The sequence below is a fragment of the Streptomyces venezuelae genome, assembly GCF_008642275.1.
Classification (GTDB): domain Bacteria; phylum Actinomycetota; class Actinomycetes; order Streptomycetales; family Streptomycetaceae; genus Streptomyces; species Streptomyces venezuelae_E.
The window spans coordinates 1,720,001-1,736,482 of record NZ_CP029189.1 but is presented as its reverse complement, the minus strand read 5'-3'; the positions used below and the strand labels follow the sequence as shown (position 1 = coordinate 1,736,482).

Here is a 16,482-nt window from a genome sequence, read left to right as displayed (position 1 = left end):
TTCGCCATCCCTAGACTCCCTGACGTCATGGGGGATTCTCGGGGGACTTAAGTGGGGCTGGAGTGCCGGAACTCGTACTGGAATTGAACGGAAGGACCTGGACGCTCGATCCGTCCAGGTCGTACTCGCTGGGGCGCGACCCCCAGGGAGACGTGGTGATCGACGATGCCCGGGTGTCGTGGCGGCACGCCACTATCACCTGGAACGGCCGGGGTTGGGGCATCGAGGACCACGGCAGCACCAACGGCACCTATGTGCACGGGGCCAGGGTCCAGCAGACCGAGCTCGTGCCCGGCACGCCGGTCCACCTGGGCAACGCGACGGACGGCCCTCGGCTGAATCTGAGCACCGCCGGCGCCGCCGCGCCGCAGCCGGCCGTGGCACAGCAGGCACAGCAGGCCCCGGCCCAGGCGTACGCCCAGCCGCAGGCGCCGGCCTACCAGGCCCCGCAGCAGCAGCCCCAGCAGCAGGCCTGGGGTCAGCAGCAGTACGCGCAGCAGCAGCCGCAGCAGCCGCAGGTACACCTCCCGCACCAGCAGGGCGCCGCCGCTCCCCGCTCGGCGCAGGGCGGGGCCCCGGCCTACGGAGACCGCAGCCCGACGACGTTCCACCAGCTCTCGCTGGGTCACGTCATGCGGATCGGCCGTGCGCTGGAGAACGAGCTGGTGGTCTCCGACCTCCAGGTCTCCCGCCACCACGCCGAGTTCCGTTCGATGCCCGGCGGCCGCTTCGAGATCCACGACCTCGGCAGCCACAACGGCACGTACGTCAACGGCCAGCCGCTGGCGAAGTCCGGCAGCGCGCTGATCGGCCCGAACGACATCGTCGGCGTCGGCCACTCGACGTTCCGGATCGTCGGCGACCGGCTGGAGGAGTTCGTCGACACCGGCGAGGTCTCCTTCTCGGCCCGCCACCTGACGGTCACGGTCGACGGCGGCAAGCAGATTCTCAAGGACGTCACCTTCGGAGTCCCGGAGAAGTCGCTGATCGGCGTCATCGGCCCCTCCGGCTCCGGCAAGTCCACCCTCCTCAAGGCGCTCACCGGCTACCGGCCCGCCAACGAGGGTGACGTCCTCTACGACAACCGCAACCTGTACAAGCAGTTCGCGGAACTCCGCCAGCGCATCGGCCTGGTCCCGCAGGACGACATCCTGCACAAGGAGCTGAAGGTCAGCACGGCCCTCAAGTACGCGGCCAAGCTCCGCTTCCCCGGCGACACCGCCGAGTCCGAGCGTGCCGCCCGCATCGACGAGGTGCTGCGCGAGCTCAAGCTCGACATCCACAAGGACAAGAAGATCACCGCGCTCTCGGGTGGTCAGCGCAAGCGCGTGTCCGTGGCCCTGGAGCTGCTCACCAAGCCCTCGCTGATCTTCCTGGACGAGCCGACCTCGGGTCTCGACCCGGGCATGGACCGCGACGTCATGCAGCTGCTGCGCGGCCTCGCCGACGACGGCCGCACGGTCCTCGTCGTCACCCACTCGGTTGCCGAGCTGGCCATCTGCGACAAGCTGCTGGTCATGGCCCCGGGCGGTTCGGTCGCCTACTTCGGCCCGCCGGACGAGGCGCTGAACTTCTTCGGCTACACCACGTGGGCGGACGTGTTCTCGGCCTTCGAGAACTACCGCGAGTACGACTGGGCCGGCCGCTGGAAGGGTTCCCAGCACTACCAGCTGTACGCAGCCGACATCGACGCGGTCGCCCCGCAGTCCGTCGCGATGCCCCCGGCCCAGCAGATGCGCCCGACCAAGCCGCAGGGCTGGGGCTCGCAGCTGTGGACGCTGATCCGCCGCTACGTCTCGGTGATCGCGTCGGACGTGGGCTTCCTGGCCCTGATGGTGCTCCTGCCGGCCGTCCTGGGCGTGGTCTCCACCGTGATCCCCGCGAAGTTCGGCCTGGCGCCGCCCGTCGCGCCGTCCCGCTTCAACGGCGACGCCGGCACGATCATGCTGATCCTCGCGGTCGGCATGTGCTTCTCGGGTGCCGCCAACTCGGTCCGTGAGCTGATCAAGGAACGGGTCATCTACGAGCGGGAACGCGCGACCGGCCTGTACCGGTCCGCCTACCTCATGTCGAAGGTGATCGTCCTCGGCGTCATCACGGCCATCCAGGGCGTGATCATCTGCGCGATCGGCTTCTTCCCGCGCGACCTGCCCGCCGAGGGCCTGATCATGCCGCCGGCCGTCGAGATCTGCCTGTCGGTCATCGCGCTCGGCTTCACCTCGATGATGTTCGGCCTGGTGATCTCCTCGCTGGTGAAGACCGCCGAGAAGACCATGCCGCTGCTGGTCATGTTCGCGATCGTCCAGGTCGTCTTCACCGGCATCCTCTTCCAGGTCTACGACTCCCCGGGCCTGGAGCAGTTCGCCTGGCTGATGCCGTCCCGCTGGGCCATCGCCGCCGCGGGCACCACGCTGAACCTCGGCAAGCTCATGCCGCCGTGGGACGCGGAGAACCCGACCAACACCGACCCGCTCTGGGACGCCACGATCGGGCAGTGGAGCCTGAACATCACCATCCTGCTGCTCATCGGCGTCGCCTGCGGCTTCGCGGTGCAGCGCCTGCTGCGCCGCCACGAGCCCGAGGTCATGCGCGCGGGCAAGTAGCACCCCGGCGCGCGGGCGGCACGACCGCCCGCGCGCACGGCAAACGCCTCAGGGCGGCATCCGGAAGTCCGGGTGCCGCCCTGAGGCGCATGGGGCCAGGGTGCGTCAGGGCCTAGTAGGCGCTGTTGACGTTGTCCATGGAGCCGTAGCGGTCGGCCGCGTAGTTGCAGGCGGCGACGATGTTGGCGACCGGGTCGTACTGGTCGAACTTGGTGCCCTTGACGTGGTACGCCTTGAAGGTCGGGTAGATGACCTGGAGCAGACCCTTGCTGGGGATGCCGTTCTGGGCGTTGATGTCCCAGTTGTTGATCGCCATCGGGTTACCGCTGGACTCGCGCATGATGTTCTTGTGGATTCCGGCGTAGGTGCCCGGAATGCCCTCCTTCTTCATGATGAAGAGGGCTTCCTTGATCCAGCCGTCGAGGTTGTTCGCGAAGACCGGGGTGCGGGCGGCGGAGCGGCTCGCGGCAGCCTTCTGCTCGCGGGCCTTCTTCGCGGCGGCCTCGGCCTTGGCCTTGGCGTCGGCGTCGGCCTTGATCTTGGCCGCGGCCTTCGCGTTCGCCTGGGAGATGACCTGCTGTGCGGAGAGGTTGCCCTGCAGCGTCTTCGTCTGCGCGCCACCCACGGCCTGGGTCCAGGCGACGGGGGCGGCGGTGACGACCTCGGCCTCGGCGGCGTCGGCCGGCACGAGGGAGAAGGCGACGGCGGCGGCGCTCAGCGTGGCGACACCGGCGATGGACAGCTTGTGTGCCTTCGTCAGACGACTGTGACCGGGAGTGCGGGAAGCAGACATGGCGGGGCAACCTCTTCGAATAGCGGGAGTCGCAGGAAGGCGCTTTGTGGATCCGGGGATCCGCGGTGCTGTGCGACGGGAGCAATTCTTAGCGGCGGCAAAATCCTGTGGCAAAGGTGTGACGTACGATCCCGCTTAGTGGATCACGCACGGGCGCCGAAGCCCGATTTCGGGCCTCGGCGCTAGGTGGGACAGCACTGACAGGGTCTTTATGCGTCCACTAGGCGGCTTCGTAAGTGATGTGGGTCCTATGTGCGGGGTCACATCGCCCGGAGATCCGTTTCACCGTGAGTTGCTGTCGCAATGCATATGGTCACGGTTCTCATCCTTGAGTAGCAGATGGACGTCCCCGAACTCGTGCCAGAGGCAGAGCCGGGCCCGCGCCTCGGCATACCCGAGCCGTACGGCGGCCCGCCCCGCAACCGCCTCCAGCATCAGCAGATGGGACGCCTCGGGCTCGTGGAAGCCGGTCAGCAGCCCGTCCACCACCCGCACGCCGCGCTCCGGAGTGACCACCAGGCCGGTCCACCCGGCGGCCGGCCGCACCCGTCCCTGCGCGTCCGCGGCCGACTCCAGGGCCCGTACCGCCGTGGTTCCCACCGCGATGACCCGCCCCCCGGCGGCCCTGGCGGCGTTCACCAGCCCCGCCGTCGTGGCGGACACCTCGTACCGCTCCGGGTAGGGAGGCTCGTGCGCCTCCTGCGAGGCCACCCCCGTGTGCAGGACCAGCGGGGCGAACTGCACCCCCCGGCTCACCAGGCGCGCCACCAGCTCCGCCGTGAAGGGTCGGCCCGCGCTCGGCATCTCCGCCGAGCCCGAGCCGTCGGGGGAGGGCACCGCGAACACCGTTTGATAGGCCGAGAGCGGCTGGTCGCGCTCCGTGTACGCGTACCGGATCGGCCGCCCGTACGCCCGCAGCAGCGCCGGCACGCCGTCCGGCCCGCGCGAGGGCCGCGCCCACCACAGCCGGTCCGCGCCCGCCGCGAGGGGCTCCTCGATCGTGAGGCGGTGGCCGTCCGGCAGTTCCAGCACCGCCCCGGGTGGCCCCCCGGCGCGCGGCCGCGTCGTCCCGTCGCCGGCCGGGGTGCGCAGCTCCACCGCCCAGCGGGCGTCGTCGCCCCGGGTCGAGAAGTGCACCACCAGGCCCTCGCCGCCCAGCCGGGCGTCCACGGCGGCCGCCAGCGTGGCCGAGGTGTTCACCACCAGCACGTCCCCGGGCCGCAGCAGCCCCGGCAGCTCCCGGAAGGCGTGCAGCGACACTCGCTCGGTGCCTCGTGACACCAGCAGCCGTACGGAGTCCCGCCTCAGCCCCGGCCCCCGCTGCTCGGCCGGAATCCGGGCCATCAAATGCGGCGGTATGTCCGTTATATATAGACCCTCCTCGTGCAAGGCCCGGGACCCGCTCACCGCCCGCCCCCGGTCCCCGCCCCTGAGCCCGCCCCCGCCCCCGCGCCCGCCCGCTCCTCCGCCGCCAGCTCCCGCGCCGTGTAGCGCCCGCTCGGCAGCGCCCCCTCCACCAGCCGCAGCAGCGCCGGAGCCACCTCCTCCGGCGTCGGCAGCCCCGCCAGGTCCTCGTCCGGCTCGGCCGCCGCCATCATCCGCGTCCGCATCGACCCCGGGTCCGCCCACCACACCCGCAGCCCCGGCTCCTCCACCGCCAGCACCGCCGACATCAGGTCCCCCGCCGCCTTGGTCGCGCCGTACGCCCCCCACGTCGCGTACGCCACCACTGCCGCGTCCGAGCTGATGTTCAGCACCGCCCCGGCTCCCGCCGCACGCAGCAGCGTGAGCCCCTCCTGGACCAGGCCCAGCGGCCCCACCACGTTGACCTCGAAGGCCTCCCGCAGCCCGTCCAGCGCATGCTCCGCCAGCGGCACCAGCGGCTCGGTCCCGAGCACCCCCGCGTTGTTCACCAGCAGGTCCAGCCCGCCCAGCTCCCGCGCCGCCGCCACCAGCGCCGCCCGGTGCGCCGCCGAGGACACGTCCCCGGCCACCGCCGCCACCCTGGTCCCGGGCGCCAGGCCGGCCGCGGCCTCCTCCAGCGCCGCCGCACCCCGCGCGCTCAGCACCAGGTCCCAGCCCCGCGCCGCCAGCTCCCCGGCCAGTGCCCGGCCGAGCCCCCTGGACGCCCCCGTCACGATCGCCACCGACATGACAGCACCCTCGCCTTCCGTACCGATCAGCAGATGCCCCCAACCTAGGAACGCCCCCCTCCGCACCGCGTCGGCCACGAGCCCCACCCCCGCAGGTCCCTTCGACCTACGTCCACGGCCCGATCCCGCAGGTCACAGCCGCGGGTACGGTGAGCCCATGACCGGTAGCCCCCCGCACGGCGGGCCCCCCAGCGGCCTGGCCGCCGTGAGCACCGCACTGCTCGCCATGAGCCGCCGCCTGGAGGTCCGCGACGTCCTGCGCACGATCGTCGTGTCGGCCCGCGAACTCCTGGACGCCGAGTACGCGGCCCTGGGCGTCCCGGACGACCACGGCGGCTTCGCCCAGTTCGTCGTGGACGGCATCAGCCCCGAGCAGTGGCGCCGCATCGGCCCGCTGCCCCGCCAGCACGGCATCCTCGCGGCGATGCTCCACGAGCCAGGCCCCGAGCGCCTGGCCGACGTACGCGAGGACCCGCGCTTCGAGGGCTGGCCCGACGCCCACCCGGAGATGTCCGACTTCCTGGGCATGCCCGTGCGCGACGGCGAGGAGACCCTGGGCGCCCTCTTCCTCGCGAACAAACGCGGCCCTCGCGGCTTCACGGACGAGGACCAGGAACTCCTCTCCCTCCTCGCCCAGCACGCGGCCATCGCCCTCACCAACGCCCATCTCTACGAGCGCAGCCGCGAGCTGACCATCGCCGAGGAGCGCTCCCGGCTCGCCCACGAGCTCCACGACGCCGTCAGCCAGAAACTGTTCTCGCTGCGCCTCACCGCCCAGGCCGCCGCCACCCTCGTCGACCGCGACCCGGCCCGGGCGAAGGACGAGCTCCAGCAGGTGGCAGCCCTGGCGGCGGAGGCCGCCGACGAACTGCGCGCCGCCGTGACCGAGCTGCGACCGGCCGCCCTGGACGAGGACGGACTGGTCGCCACCCTCCGTACGCACGTCCACGTCCTCGACCGCGCCCACACCGCGCACGTCACCTTCACCTGTGACGGAGTACGGGCGCTGCCCGCGGCCCAGGAGGAAGCCCTGCTCCGCGTCGCGCAGGAGGCCCTGCACAACGCCCTGCGCCACTCGGCCGGCGACCGCGTCGAGGTGACCCTGGCCCGGACCCCCTCCGGGGGCGCGGTCCTCAGGGTCCTCGACACCGGCAAGGGCTTCGACCCCAAGGCCGTCCGCCGGGCGGGCCGACACCTGGGCCTGGTCTCCATGCGGGACCGCGCCGGCGGCGTCGGCGGCCGGCTCACCGTGCACTCGGAGCCCGGTCGGGGCACCACGATCGAGATGGAGGTCCCCGGTGGCTGACGGCACCGGCCGCGGCGGCGGCAGTGGCATTCGGGTACTGCTGGTCGACGACCACCAGGTGGTCCGGCGGGGCCTGCGCACCTTCCTGGAGGTCCAGGAGGACATCGAGGTGGTCGGCGAGGCCTCCGACGGCGAGGAGGGCATCGCCCGCGCCGAGGAGCTGGGGCCCGACGTGATCCTGATGGACGTCAAGATGCCCGGGACCGACGGCATCGAGGCGCTGCGCAGGCTGCGCGCGCTGGCGAACCCGGCCCGGGTGCTGATCGTCACCAGCTTCACCGAGCAGCGGACCGTGGTCCCCGCCCTGCGGGCCGGGGCGGCCGGATACGTCTACAAGGACATCGACCCGGAGGCGCTGGCCGGAGCCATCCGCTCCGTCCACGCGGGCCACGTGCTGCTCCAGCCGGAGGTGGCCCTGGCCCTGCTCTCCCAGGACGACCAGGGCTCCCCGGCGGGCCGGCCCGGCTCGCTGACCGACCGCGAACGCGAGGTCCTGGGCCTGATCGCCGACGGCCGCTCCAACCGCGAGATCGCCCGCGCGCTGGTCCTGTCCGAGAAGACGGTCAAGACCCATGTCTCGAACATCCTGATGAAGTTGGACCTTTCCGATCGGACCCAGGCAGCGTTGTGGGCGGTCAGGCACGGAATCGCCGAGTGATCTGAGGTAAATCGGATCGTCTCGTTCCGGACTGAGATTCATACGGTCGGGTGTATGTAGCCCACATGGCGTATCCCGATCGCGGGCCGGGCCGTTCTTCCATGCGTGCCGCGACGGCTGGTCGCGGCAGACGCACTGGAGGACGAGAACGTGAAGAACTTCAAGAAGGCCGCAGCCGTCACCATGATCGCGGGCGGCCTCCTCGCCGCCGGCGCCGGTGTCTCCTCGGCGCACGGCGGTGCGTCGGCGGAGGGCGAGGCCCTGAACTCGCCCGGCGTGGCCTCCGGGAACCAGGTCCAGGTCCCCGTGCACGTCCCCGTCAACGTGGTCGGCAACACCGTCAACGTGATCGGTCTGCTCAACGGCGCCTTCGGCAACACCGGCGTCAACGCCTGACCCCGCCCCGACCTGCGGCCCCGCTTCCCCCCTCTCCCTGGAAGCAGGGCCGCAGCGGTGTGCCGGTCGGGCGACCCCCGCGCGAGCCTCGCCTCGCCGCCCCACCGGCACCCCTAGCGTGACCCGCATGACGAGGAACCAGGAGATCGCCCTGCGGACCGCCGGCGTGCTCTGCGCCGTGGCTGCCCTGACGGGCCTGACGGCCGCACCGCCGCCCGCGCGGCCCGGAACCCTCGTCTACGTGGCGAACCTCCACTCCGACACCGTCTCGGTCGTCGACACCCGCTCCGGCACCGTCGTGGACGGCGTTCCCGTGGGGGACGGGCCCGACAGCGCGGCGCTCGCTCCCGACGGCTCCCGGCTCTACGTCACCAACTCCGCGGCGGACACGGTGTCCGTGGTCGACACCCGCACCAGAACGGTCGTCGAAACCGTCGGAGTCGGGCACGAACCGAGCAGGGTGACGGTCTCCCCGGACAACAGATACGTCTACGTGGCCAACGTCGCCGCGGGCACCGTGTCGGTGATCAGCACCCGCACCCTCGCCGTCGCGGACACCATCGCCGTGGGCGAGGCACCCCTGGGCCTGGCGGTGACACCGGACGGACGCACGCTGTACGTCGCCACCGCCGGCTCCGACAGCGTCTCGGTGGTCGGCACCGACAGCGGAACGGTCACCGCCACCGTCCCCGTGGGCAGCGGACCCACCGCCCTGGCCCTCACCCCCGACGGCCGGCACCTCTACGTCTCCAACCTCACCTCGGACGACGTGTCGGTGGTCGACACCCGGGCCCGCACGGAGACGGACCGCATCCCGGTCGGGGACCAGCCGACCGGGATCGGAGTCCTTCCGGACGGCAGCCGCGTCTACGTGGCCGACCTCGGGTCGGACGACGTCTCGGTGATCGACACCCGCAGCCGCACCGTCACGGACACCATCCCCGTGGGCGACGGCCCCAACGGCCTCGCCGTCGGCCCGGACGGCTGCAGCGTCCACGTCAGCAACTTCGACTCGGACACCCTGTCGGTGATCGACACGAGAACGGGCCGGACGGTCACGGTCCCGGTCGGCGACGGCCCGACCGGCGTCACGACGCAACCAACCCCGCGCTGACGTGAGGCACGCCCGATCAGCCCCTTCGACGCAGAGGCACGCCCACTCTGCCCCTTCGACGTCGAGGCGCACCCACTCTGCCTCGTCGGTGTCGAGGCGCGCCCACTCTGCCCCTTCGACGTAGAGGCGCGCCCATTCCAGCCTCGCCAGGGGGCACCTCCCAGCGGTAGCTGGGGGAGTTTGAGGCGCGGGGTGTGGGGCGGAGCCCCACGAAGCCCGGCGCAGCCGGGGCCCGCGCAGCGGCGCCGCACCCCACCCGCCCGCCCGGGGGTCACCCCCGCTCGCGCTCCTCGACGGCCGAGTTGTACGCCGCCACCAGCGCCCGCCGAGCGACCCGCTCGACCGGCCGCAGCGCCTCCGCCCGCGCCGCCATCTCCGAGGCGGCCACCGCGCCCCCGTGCCCGTTCTCGTACGCCAGCGAGACCATCAGGTCGACCCGCTGCGCCAGCGCCAGCACCCGCACCGCCCGCGGCGGATACCCCGGCGCCAGCGTCTCCCGCCCCGCCTCGGCCCGCGCCCGGTACGCCGACAGCGCGGCCTCCGCGACCGGCCCGGACCCCGCCACGTCCAGCCGGGTCAGCACCTCCGTGGCCTCGCGCAGCGCCTCCGCGAGCTCCCGCTCCGCCTCGCTCAGCGAAGGCACGTCGGCCGGCGGGGCCTCCCGTACCGGCAGCACGTGCCAGGTCACCGACACGTGCACGTCCCCGGCCGGCCCGGCCTCGGACACCTCCGGCACCAGACCCAGCGCCGCCCCCACCGCGACGACCGCCTCCTCCGCCTCCAGCGCCCGCGCATTGAACTCCGGCGGCCCGCTCAGCCCCAGCGGATGCCCCGGCGCCGGCAGCGCCACCCGCAGCCCCGACACCCCCAGGGCCCGCAGCCGGCCGAGCGCCAGGGTGAGCCCGACCGGACCGGTCTCGCCCGGCAGCCCCTCCACCCGGTGCACGGCGTCCTCGCCCACGATCGACAACACGGCCTCGTCGGGCGAGACCAGACCGGCCAGCAGTGCGTTCCCCCAGGCGGCCAAGCGCCCTGAACGTGGTTCGAAAAGCATCCCCCTACTCTACGGATCGGCCCCGGCACAGGGCCCCGGCCCCGGAGCCCGCTCCGAGTGGCGTAGGTTTTCCCATAGGGGCTGCGTCTACCGGCGCACAGCAAACCGTGACTGCAAGGGGTGACAACACGCTCATGAGCGATGTTCTGGAGCTGGTGGACGTATCCGTGGTCCGCGAGGGCCGGGCTCTGGTGGACCAGGTCTCCTGGTCGGTGAAGGAGGGGGAGCGCTGGGTGATCCTCGGCCCCAACGGCGCCGGCAAGACCACACTGCTGAACCTCGCCTCCAGCTACCTCTTCCCCACCAAGGGCTCCGCCACCATCCTCGGCAGCACCCTCGGCAAGGTGGACGTCTTCGAGCTGCGCCCCCGCATCGGTGTCGCCGGCATCGCGATGGCCGACAAGCTGCCCAAGCGGCAGACCGTCCTGCAGACCGTCCTCACCGCCGCCTACGGCATGACGGCGACCTGGCAGGAGGAGTACGAGGACGTCGACGAGCAGCGCGCCCGCGCCTTCCTCGACCGCCTCGGCATGACCGAGTACCTCGACCGCAAGTTCGGCACCCTCTCCGAGGGCGAGCGCAAGCGCACGCTGATCGCCCGCGCCCTGATGACCGACCCCGAGCTGCTGCTCCTCGACGAGCCCGCCGCCGGCCTGGACCTCGGCGGCCGCGAGGACCTCGTACGCCGCCTCGGCCGCCTGGCCCGCGACCCGCTCGCCCCGTCGATGGTCATGGTCACGCACCACGTCGAGGAGATCGCCCCCGGCTTCACCCACGTCCTGATGATCCGTCAGGGCAAGGTCGTCACCGCGGGCCCGATCGACCTCGAACTGACCTCCCGCAACCTCTCCCTCTGCTTCGGCCTCCCGCTGGTCGTCGAGCGCAACGGAACCGACCGCTGGACCGCCCAGGGCCTTCCGCTCGGCTGAGCCCCTCTTGCGGGTCCCCGCACCCTGTCCCGACCGCGCCCACCCGACCTACCATGACCACGTGGACATCGACGCGTGGGTGTGGTGGCTCATCGGCGCGGTCGGACTGGGCATCCCCCTCGTCCTGACCGCCATGCCGGAGTTCGGCATGTTCGCCGTGGGCGCGGTCGCGGCCGCCGTCACGGCCGCCCTCGGCGGCGAAGTCGTGGCGCAGGTCCTGGTCTTCGTCGTCGTGTCGGTCGCGCTCATCGCCGTCGTACGGCCCATCGCCAACCGGCACCGCACCCAGCGCCCCCAACACCGCAGCGGAATCGACGCGTTGAAGGGCAGATCCGCCGTCGTCCTGGAACGCGTCGACGGCAGCGGCGGCCGCATCAAGCTCGCCGGCGAGGTCTGGTCCGCGCGCACCCTCGACGCGGACACCAGCTTCGAACCCGGACAGTCCGTCGACGTGGTCGAGATCGACGGGGCGACCGCCGTCGTGATGTGAGAACCAGCCTGCTCGCGGCCCCCAGGTCTGCGAGACTCCGATCAACGGGGCAGCACAGACAGCCGGAAGGGCACGGGGAACCGCATGCAACCGATCATCATCGTCCTGATCATTCTGGTGGTTCTGGTCTTCATCGCACTGGTCAAGACGATCCAGGTGATCCCGCAGGCCAGCGCCGCCATCGTCGAGCGGTTCGGCCGCTACACCCGCACCCTCAACGCGGGCCTCAACATCGTCGTCCCGTTCATCGACTCGATCCGCAACCGGATCGACCTCCGCGAACAGGTCGTCCCCTTCCCGCCGCAGCCCGTCATCACCCAGGACAACCTGGTCGTCAACATCGACACCGTCATCTACTACCAGGTGACCGACGCGCGGGCCGCGACCTACGAGGTGGCCAGCTACATCCAGGCCATCGAACAGCTCACCGTCACCACCCTCCGCAACATCATCGGCGGCATGGACCTGGAGCGGACCCTCACCTCCCGCGAGGAGATCAACGCGGCCCTGCGCGGAGTCCTCGACGAGGCCACCGGCAAGTGGGGCATCCGCGTCAACCGCGTCGAGCTCAAGGCCATCGAGCCGCCGACCTCCATCCAGGACTCGATGGAGAAGCAGATGCGCGCCGACCGCGACAAGCGCGCCGCCATCCTCCAGGCCGAAGGTGTCCGGCAGTCCGAGATCCTGCGCGCCGAAGGCGAGAAGCAGTCCTCCATCCTGCGCGCCGAAGGTGACGCCAAGGCCGCCGCACTGCGCGCCGAGGGCGAAGCCCAGGCCATCCGCACGGTCTTCGAGTCCATCCACGCCGGCGACGCCGACCAGAAGCTCCTCGCCTACCAGTACCTCCAGATGCTCCCGAAGATCGCCGAAGGTGACGCCAACAAGCTCTGGATCGTCCCGAGCGAGATCGGCGACGCCCTCAAGGGCCTCTCCGGCGCCATGGGCAACTTCGGCCCCATGGGCGGAGGCTCCGGCTTCAACCCGCAGAACACCGGCAAGGACGGCGGCGGCATCCCGGCAGCCCGGGACAAGGACGCCGCGGACCGCCGCGAACAGCCCCCCATCGACTGACCCGCCACCCTCTTCCTGCATGATCAGTGAGGCCCCTCGACCTTCATGGCGGGGAGGCGACTCACTCATGCAAAGGGGATGGCACCGTCCATGTCCATCTGGGAATCCCTCGCTGTCTTCGCCGCCGGCATCGGCGCGGGCACGATCAACACCATCGTCGGCTCCGGCACCCTGATCACCTTCCCGGTGCTGCTCGCCACCGGCCTGCCCCCGGTCACCGCCAACGTGTCCAACACCCTCGGCCTGGTGCCCGGTTCGATCAGCGGAGCCATCGGCTACCGCAAGGAGCTCCAAGGGCAGCGCGCCCGCATCCTGCGGCTCGGCTCCGTGTCCCTCGTCGGCGGGCTCGCGGGAGCGATCCTGCTCCTCACCCTGCCGTCCGAGTCCTTCGACACGATCGTGCCCGTCCTGATCGCCCTGGCCCTCGTCCTCGTCGTCCTCCAGCCCCGGCTCGCCGCCGCGCTGCGCCGACGCCAGGACGCCGCCGGAGGCGACGCCGGCCACCCCGACGGCGGACCGGCCCTGCTCGGCGGCATGCTGCTCTCCAGCGCCTACGGCGGCTACTTCGGTGCCGCCCAGGGCGTGCTCTACCTCGGCCTGATGGGCCTGCTGCTCCGCGAGGACCTGCAACGGGTCAACGCCGTCAAGAACGTCATCGCGGCTCTCGTGAACGGCATCGCGGCCGTCGTCTTCCTCTTCGTCGCCGAGTTCGACTGGACGGCCGTCGTCCTCATCGCCGTCGGCTCGACGATCGGCGGCCAGATCGGAGCCAAGGTCGGCCGCCGCCTCTCGCCGACCGTCCTGCGCGCAGTCATCGTGACGGTCGGCGTCATCGCCATCGTCCAACTGCTCGTCAGCTGAGCGACGTAGAAAAACTACGCCGCCCAGCGCGACCGTCCCTCCTGCATACAGGGGATCCGCCTAGGCGGAACGCTCCAGCCACTCCGGGAGCCCCTCCTGCCCGGCCACCCCCAGGGCCAGCAGCATCGCGTCCGCCGGCGACGGCACGAAGGGCTTCCGGAGGAGCGGCATACCCGCCTCCTCCGGAGTCCGCGCCGCCTTGCGGTGGTTGTCCTCGGCGCAGGAAGCCACCGTGTTCAGCCAGCTGTCCCCACCCCCCTGAGCCCGCGGCAGCACATGGTCCACGGTCGTCGCGCGCTTCCCGCAGTACGCGCAACGGTGCTGGTCCCGGACCAGCACCCCCCTCCGCGACCAGGGAGCATGTCTTCGGAACGGCACCCGGACGTACCTGCAGAGCCTGATCACCCGCGGCATCGGAAGATCCATGGTGGCCGCGCGCACACGGAGCTCGGGGTGCGACTGTTCCACGACGGCCTTGTCCTGGAGCACCAGAACCACAGCCCGGTTCAGAGTCACCGTCGACAGCGGCTCGAAGCTCGCATTCAGCACCAGCGTGTCCCGCATCTCGCCCACCTCCCGTGTGCAGGCCCGCGACCACCCCGTGCGGCAGGGCCCGCAACCACTCTGGCCGCGCGCGCCACGCGGGACAACGCAATAAAAATGCCCGGTCCTGGCCTTCTTTAGACCAGGACCGGGCGAACGCTCGGGAAACGATCAGCGCGCGGGAGGCGCCTCGTACTCGGCGACGAGCTGCGCACGCCCCAGGGCGTGGAACCGCAGATGGAAGCCGACGACGGCCGGCGACGAGTCCTCGTCGGGGCCGAGGTGCTCCTGGCCCACCGCGTACACGGTGAACACGTAGCGGTGCCGCTCCCCGCGCGGCGGTGCCGCACCGCCGAAGTCCCTCGTCCCGTAGTCGTTGCGCGCGTGCACGGCACCCGCAGGCAGCCCCGCGAAGTCCCCGGTGCCCGCCCCCGCCGGCAGCTCCGTCACCGAGACGGGCAGGTCGAAGAGGACCCAGTGCCAGAACCCGCTGCCCGTGGGCGCGTCCGGGTCGAAGCAGGTCACCGCAAAACTCTTCGTGCCCTCGGGGAACCCTTCCCACCGCAGGTGCGGCGAGACGTTCTTCCCCGTCAGGACCTGAGCCGCGTGCAGATCGGCTCCGTGGGCGACGTCCTCGCTCGTCACCGTGAAGGACGCGACCTCGGGGTGGAAGTCGTGCGGAAGGGGCGCCCTGCTCTGCTCTGACACTGCTGAACCTCCGGGAAAACGACACAACGAACCGCGCCCGCGGACGGACGCGGCTCCGAGCCTAGAACCAGTTGCGCTGCGAACCGACGCTCGCGATCCACTGGTTCAGGTACGCCGCCCAGTCCGTGCCCTGGTACGACTGCAGCCCCACCTGGAAGCAGCGGTAGGTGTCACTGCCCTCGGTGAACAGACCGGGCTTCTTGTCCATCTCCAGGACGACGTCCATCTCCCGGCCGTCGGAGATGAAGGTGAGCTCGACCTGGTGCAGCCCGCGGTACTGCGACGGCGGCAGGAACTCGATCTCCTGGTAGAAGGGCAGCGACTGGCGCGTGCCCCGGATGTGCCCGCGCTCCATGTCCGCGCTGCGGAACGTGAAGCCGAGCTGCCGGAAGGCATCGAGGATCGCCTGCTGCGCCGGCACCGGGTGCACGTTGATCGCGTCGAGGTCGCCCGCGTCCACCGCGCGCGCGATCTCCAGCTCGGTGCTGACCCCGATGTTCATCCCGTGCAGGTGCTGACCACCGAAGTGGGTGATCGGCGTCTCCCAGGGGATCTCCAGCCCGAACGGCACCACGTGCAGCGCACCCGGCTGCACCTTGAAGGCACCGCCCAGCCGCTGCTTGGTGAAGACGATGTCCTGCTTGTACTCCTGGTCACCGCCCTCGACCTCGACCCGCGCCTGCAGCCCGACGGACAGCCCCTCGATCTGCTGCTCCACGGATCCGCCCTGGATCCGGACCTCGCCCTGGACGATTCCGCCCGGCACGACGTTCGGCTCGGTGATGATCGTGTCCACCGAAGCACCACCGGCGCCCAGGCTCGCGAACAGCTTCTTGAAGCCCATGCTCTAACTCCCCTTGAAGGATCTTGGCGACTACGCCGCGACTACCCCGTACCAACGCGGAACCTTAGGCCCCGGTTCCAGGCGGACGCGTTCCACTACGCTCGACCGGATGAGCGCGCGCCCTGACCGTACGCCCCTGCCCAGGTCCTTCTTCGACCGCCCGGTCCTCAGCGTGGCCCCGGATCTCCTGGGCCGCACCCTGGTCCGCCGCACCACGGACGGCCCCCTCGAACTGCGCATCACGGAGGTCGAGGCGTACGAGGGGGAGACCGACCCCGGCTCCCACGCCTACCGCGGCCGCACCGCCCGCAACGCATCGATGTTCGGTCCACCCGGACACGCGTACGTCTACTTCATCTATGGCATGTGGTTCAGCCTCAATCTGGTGTGCGGCCCCCCGGGCCGGGCGAGCGGGGTACTGCTGCGCGCGGGCGAGGTCACGGTGGGCGCCGAGCTGGCCGCGAAACGTCGAATCTCGGCCAGAAACCCGAGAGAACTGGCCAAAGGGCCGGCCCGCCTGGCCACAGCCCTGGACGTGGACCGTTCCCTCGACGGCACCGACCTCTGCGGGGGCCCCGATTCCCCCTTGTCCGTCCTCACGGGCACCCCGACCTCGGCGGACCTGACGAGCAGCGGCCCACGTACGGGAGTCGGCGGAGCCGGCGCGGACCATCCGTACCGCTTCTGGGTCACCCACGACCCGACGGTGAGCCCGTATCGCCCCCACTCACCACGCCGCCGCTCAACTTGACTCGGCCCTGCCGGACGCCTAACGTAGCCCGAGCCGCTTGAACGGGCACTGCTGTCGGCAGGTCCCAGAGCGGCCAACCCAACACCTACGACTTACCCCTGGCGGGGTTCTATTCGGCATGCCCGAATTCCTGGCCAGTGGCTCGATTATGAGCCGCAAGGGATAAGCGCTAAAGTGGTGGAACGCCGAAAGGCAAAGACCCCCAACG

17 protein-coding genes are annotated in these 16,482 nt (G+C 71.2%); 10 read left to right on the top strand and 7 right to left on the bottom strand.

The window, feature by feature from the left end:
* Nucleotides 1–83: 83 nt before the first annotated feature.
* Nucleotides 84–2,603, top strand: coding sequence for an FHA domain-containing protein (locus DEJ51_RS07210; RefSeq protein ID WP_223835696.1), 2,520 nt, complete (start codon nt 84–86; stop codon nt 2,601–2,603).
* A 112-nt stretch (nt 2,604–2,715) separates the two neighbouring features.
* On the opposite strand, the gene DEJ51_RS07205 is transcribed toward DEJ51_RS07210, so the two are convergent.
* The 3 genes from DEJ51_RS07205 to DEJ51_RS07195 form a co-directional block, all read right to left on the bottom strand.
* Nucleotides 2,716–3,396: a transglycosylase SLT domain-containing protein gene (locus tag DEJ51_RS07205; RefSeq protein ID WP_150256838.1), complete on the bottom strand. Its 681-nt coding sequence runs from the start codon at nt 3,394–3,396 to the stop codon at nt 2,716–2,718.
* A gap of 282 nt (nt 3,397–3,678) precedes the next feature.
* On the bottom strand, nt 3,679–4,740 hold the full coding sequence (locus DEJ51_RS07200) for an S-adenosylmethionine:tRNA ribosyltransferase-isomerase (protein ID WP_263411698.1): 1,062 nt from the start codon (nt 4,738–4,740) through the stop codon (nt 3,679–3,681).
* A gap of 59 nt (nt 4,741–4,799) precedes the next feature.
* Nucleotides 4,800–5,549: an SDR family NAD(P)-dependent oxidoreductase gene (locus tag DEJ51_RS07195; RefSeq protein ID WP_150256837.1), complete on the bottom strand. Its 750-nt coding sequence runs from the start codon at nt 5,547–5,549 to the stop codon at nt 4,800–4,802.
* Nucleotides 5,550–5,706: 157 nt separating this feature from the next.
* Here DEJ51_RS07195 and DEJ51_RS07190 point away from each other — a divergent pair, with 157 nt between their 5' ends.
* From DEJ51_RS07190 to DEJ51_RS07175, 4 genes are all read left to right on the top strand, one after another.
* A complete protein-coding gene (locus DEJ51_RS07190; RefSeq protein WP_150256836.1) occupies nt 5,707–6,855 on the top strand; it encodes a GAF domain-containing sensor histidine kinase in 1,149 nt (382 codons plus the stop codon).
* Nucleotides 6,848–7,513: a response regulator gene (locus DEJ51_RS07185; RefSeq protein ID WP_190620247.1), complete on the top strand. Its 666-nt coding sequence runs from the start codon at nt 6,848–6,850 to the stop codon at nt 7,511–7,513. The genes DEJ51_RS07190 and DEJ51_RS07185 overlap by 8 nt, the downstream gene beginning before the upstream one ends.
* 150 nt (nt 7,514–7,663) lie before the next feature.
* On the top strand, nt 7,664–7,909 hold the full coding sequence (locus DEJ51_RS07180; protein ID WP_030012639.1) for a chaplin: 246 nt from the start codon (nt 7,664–7,666) through the stop codon (nt 7,907–7,909).
* Nucleotides 7,910–8,036: 127 nt separating this feature from the next.
* Nucleotides 8,037–9,023: a beta-propeller fold lactonase family protein gene (locus tag DEJ51_RS07175; RefSeq protein WP_150256835.1), complete on the top strand. Its 987-nt coding sequence runs from the start codon at nt 8,037–8,039 to the stop codon at nt 9,021–9,023.
* A 271-nt stretch (nt 9,024–9,294) separates the two neighbouring features.
* On the opposite strand, the gene DEJ51_RS07170 is transcribed toward DEJ51_RS07175, so the two are convergent.
* The gene (locus tag DEJ51_RS07170; protein ID WP_150256834.1) at nt 9,295–10,077 is read right to left on the bottom strand and encodes a hypothetical protein; all 783 of its coding nucleotides are present in this window, start codon (nt 10,075–10,077) and stop codon (nt 9,295–9,297) included.
* A 134-nt stretch (nt 10,078–10,211) separates the two neighbouring features.
* Here DEJ51_RS07170 and DEJ51_RS07165 point away from each other — a divergent pair, with 134 nt between their 5' ends.
* From DEJ51_RS07165 to DEJ51_RS07150, 4 genes are all read left to right on the top strand, one after another.
* Nucleotides 10,212–11,006 carry an ABC transporter ATP-binding protein gene (locus DEJ51_RS07165; protein ID WP_030720092.1) on the top strand — a complete coding sequence of 265 codons (795 nt, stop codon included), beginning with the start codon at nt 10,212–10,214 and terminating at the stop codon, nt 11,004–11,006.
* Between the two features lie 61 nt (nt 11,007–11,067).
* On the top strand, nt 11,068–11,496 hold the full coding sequence (locus DEJ51_RS07160; RefSeq protein ID WP_150256833.1) for an NfeD family protein: 429 nt from the start codon (nt 11,068–11,070) through the stop codon (nt 11,494–11,496).
* 84 nt (nt 11,497–11,580) lie between these two features.
* Complete coding sequence (locus DEJ51_RS07155; protein ID WP_150256832.1) at nt 11,581–12,567, top strand: SPFH domain-containing protein; 987 nt, start codon at nt 11,581–11,583, stop codon at nt 12,565–12,567.
* Between the two features lie 90 nt (nt 12,568–12,657).
* Nucleotides 12,658–13,428, top strand: coding sequence for a sulfite exporter TauE/SafE family protein (locus tag DEJ51_RS07150; protein ID WP_150256831.1), 771 nt, complete (start codon nt 12,658–12,660; stop codon nt 13,426–13,428).
* Nucleotides 13,429–13,488: 60 nt separating this feature from the next.
* Here DEJ51_RS07150 and DEJ51_RS07145 read toward each other — a convergent pair whose 3' ends face one another.
* The 3 genes from DEJ51_RS07145 to DEJ51_RS07135 form a co-directional block, all read right to left on the bottom strand.
* Nucleotides 13,489–13,992 carry an HNH endonuclease gene (locus DEJ51_RS07145; protein ID WP_150256830.1) on the bottom strand — a complete coding sequence of 168 codons (504 nt, stop codon included), beginning with the start codon at nt 13,990–13,992 and terminating at the stop codon, nt 13,489–13,491.
* 150 nt (nt 13,993–14,142) lie between these two features.
* A complete protein-coding gene (locus DEJ51_RS07140) occupies nt 14,143–14,679 on the bottom strand; it encodes a YbhB/YbcL family Raf kinase inhibitor-like protein (protein WP_150256829.1) in 537 nt (178 codons plus the stop codon).
* 61 nt (nt 14,680–14,740) lie between these two features.
* Nucleotides 14,741–15,523, bottom strand: a complete 783-nt coding sequence (locus DEJ51_RS07135) for a sporulation protein (protein ID WP_030010486.1) — start codon at nt 15,521–15,523, stop codon at nt 14,741–14,743.
* Between the two features lie 109 nt (nt 15,524–15,632).
* On the opposite strand from DEJ51_RS07135, the gene DEJ51_RS07130 reads away from it, so the two are divergent.
* Nucleotides 15,633–16,274: a DNA-3-methyladenine glycosylase gene (locus DEJ51_RS07130; protein ID WP_150256828.1), complete on the top strand. Its 642-nt coding sequence runs from the start codon at nt 15,633–15,635 to the stop codon at nt 16,272–16,274.
* Nucleotides 16,275–16,482 lie beyond the last annotated feature (208 nt).

What these genes read in the sequence shown, in the direction of transcription:
- DEJ51_RS07165 (WP_030720092.1), top strand. Translation starts at nt 10,212, where the DNA reads ATGAGCGATGTTCTGGAGCTGGTGGACGTATCCGTGGTCCGCGAGGGC.
- DEJ51_RS07145 (WP_150256830.1), bottom strand. Translation starts at nt 13,992, where the DNA reads ATGCGGGACACGCTGGTGCTGAATGCGAGCTTCGAGCCGCTGTCGACG.
- DEJ51_RS07135 (WP_030010486.1), bottom strand. Translation starts at nt 15,523, where the DNA reads ATGGGCTTCAAGAAGCTGTTCGCGAGCCTGGGCGCCGGTGGTGCTTCG.
- DEJ51_RS07130 (WP_150256828.1), top strand. Translation starts at nt 15,633, where the DNA reads ATGAGCGCGCGCCCTGACCGTACGCCCCTGCCCAGGTCCTTCTTCGAC.
- DEJ51_RS07150 (WP_150256831.1), top strand. Translation starts at nt 12,658, where the DNA reads ATGTCCATCTGGGAATCCCTCGCTGTCTTCGCCGCCGGCATCGGCGCG.
- DEJ51_RS07175 (WP_150256835.1), top strand. Translation starts at nt 8,037, where the DNA reads ATGACGAGGAACCAGGAGATCGCCCTGCGGACCGCCGGCGTGCTCTGC.
- DEJ51_RS07170 (WP_150256834.1), bottom strand. Translation starts at nt 10,077, where the DNA reads ATGCTTTTCGAACCACGTTCAGGGCGCTTGGCCGCCTGGGGGAACGCA.
- DEJ51_RS07155 (WP_150256832.1), top strand. Translation starts at nt 11,581, where the DNA reads ATGCAACCGATCATCATCGTCCTGATCATTCTGGTGGTTCTGGTCTTC.
- DEJ51_RS07190 (WP_150256836.1), top strand. Translation starts at nt 5,707, where the DNA reads ATGACCGGTAGCCCCCCGCACGGCGGGCCCCCCAGCGGCCTGGCCGCC.
- DEJ51_RS07205 (WP_150256838.1), bottom strand. Translation starts at nt 3,396, where the DNA reads ATGTCTGCTTCCCGCACTCCCGGTCACAGTCGTCTGACGAAGGCACAC.
- DEJ51_RS07200 (WP_263411698.1), bottom strand. Translation starts at nt 4,740, where the DNA reads ATGGCCCGGATTCCGGCCGAGCAGCGGGGGCCGGGGCTGAGGCGGGAC.
- DEJ51_RS07195 (WP_150256837.1), bottom strand. Translation starts at nt 5,549, where the DNA reads ATGTCGGTGGCGATCGTGACGGGGGCGTCCAGGGGGCTCGGCCGGGCA.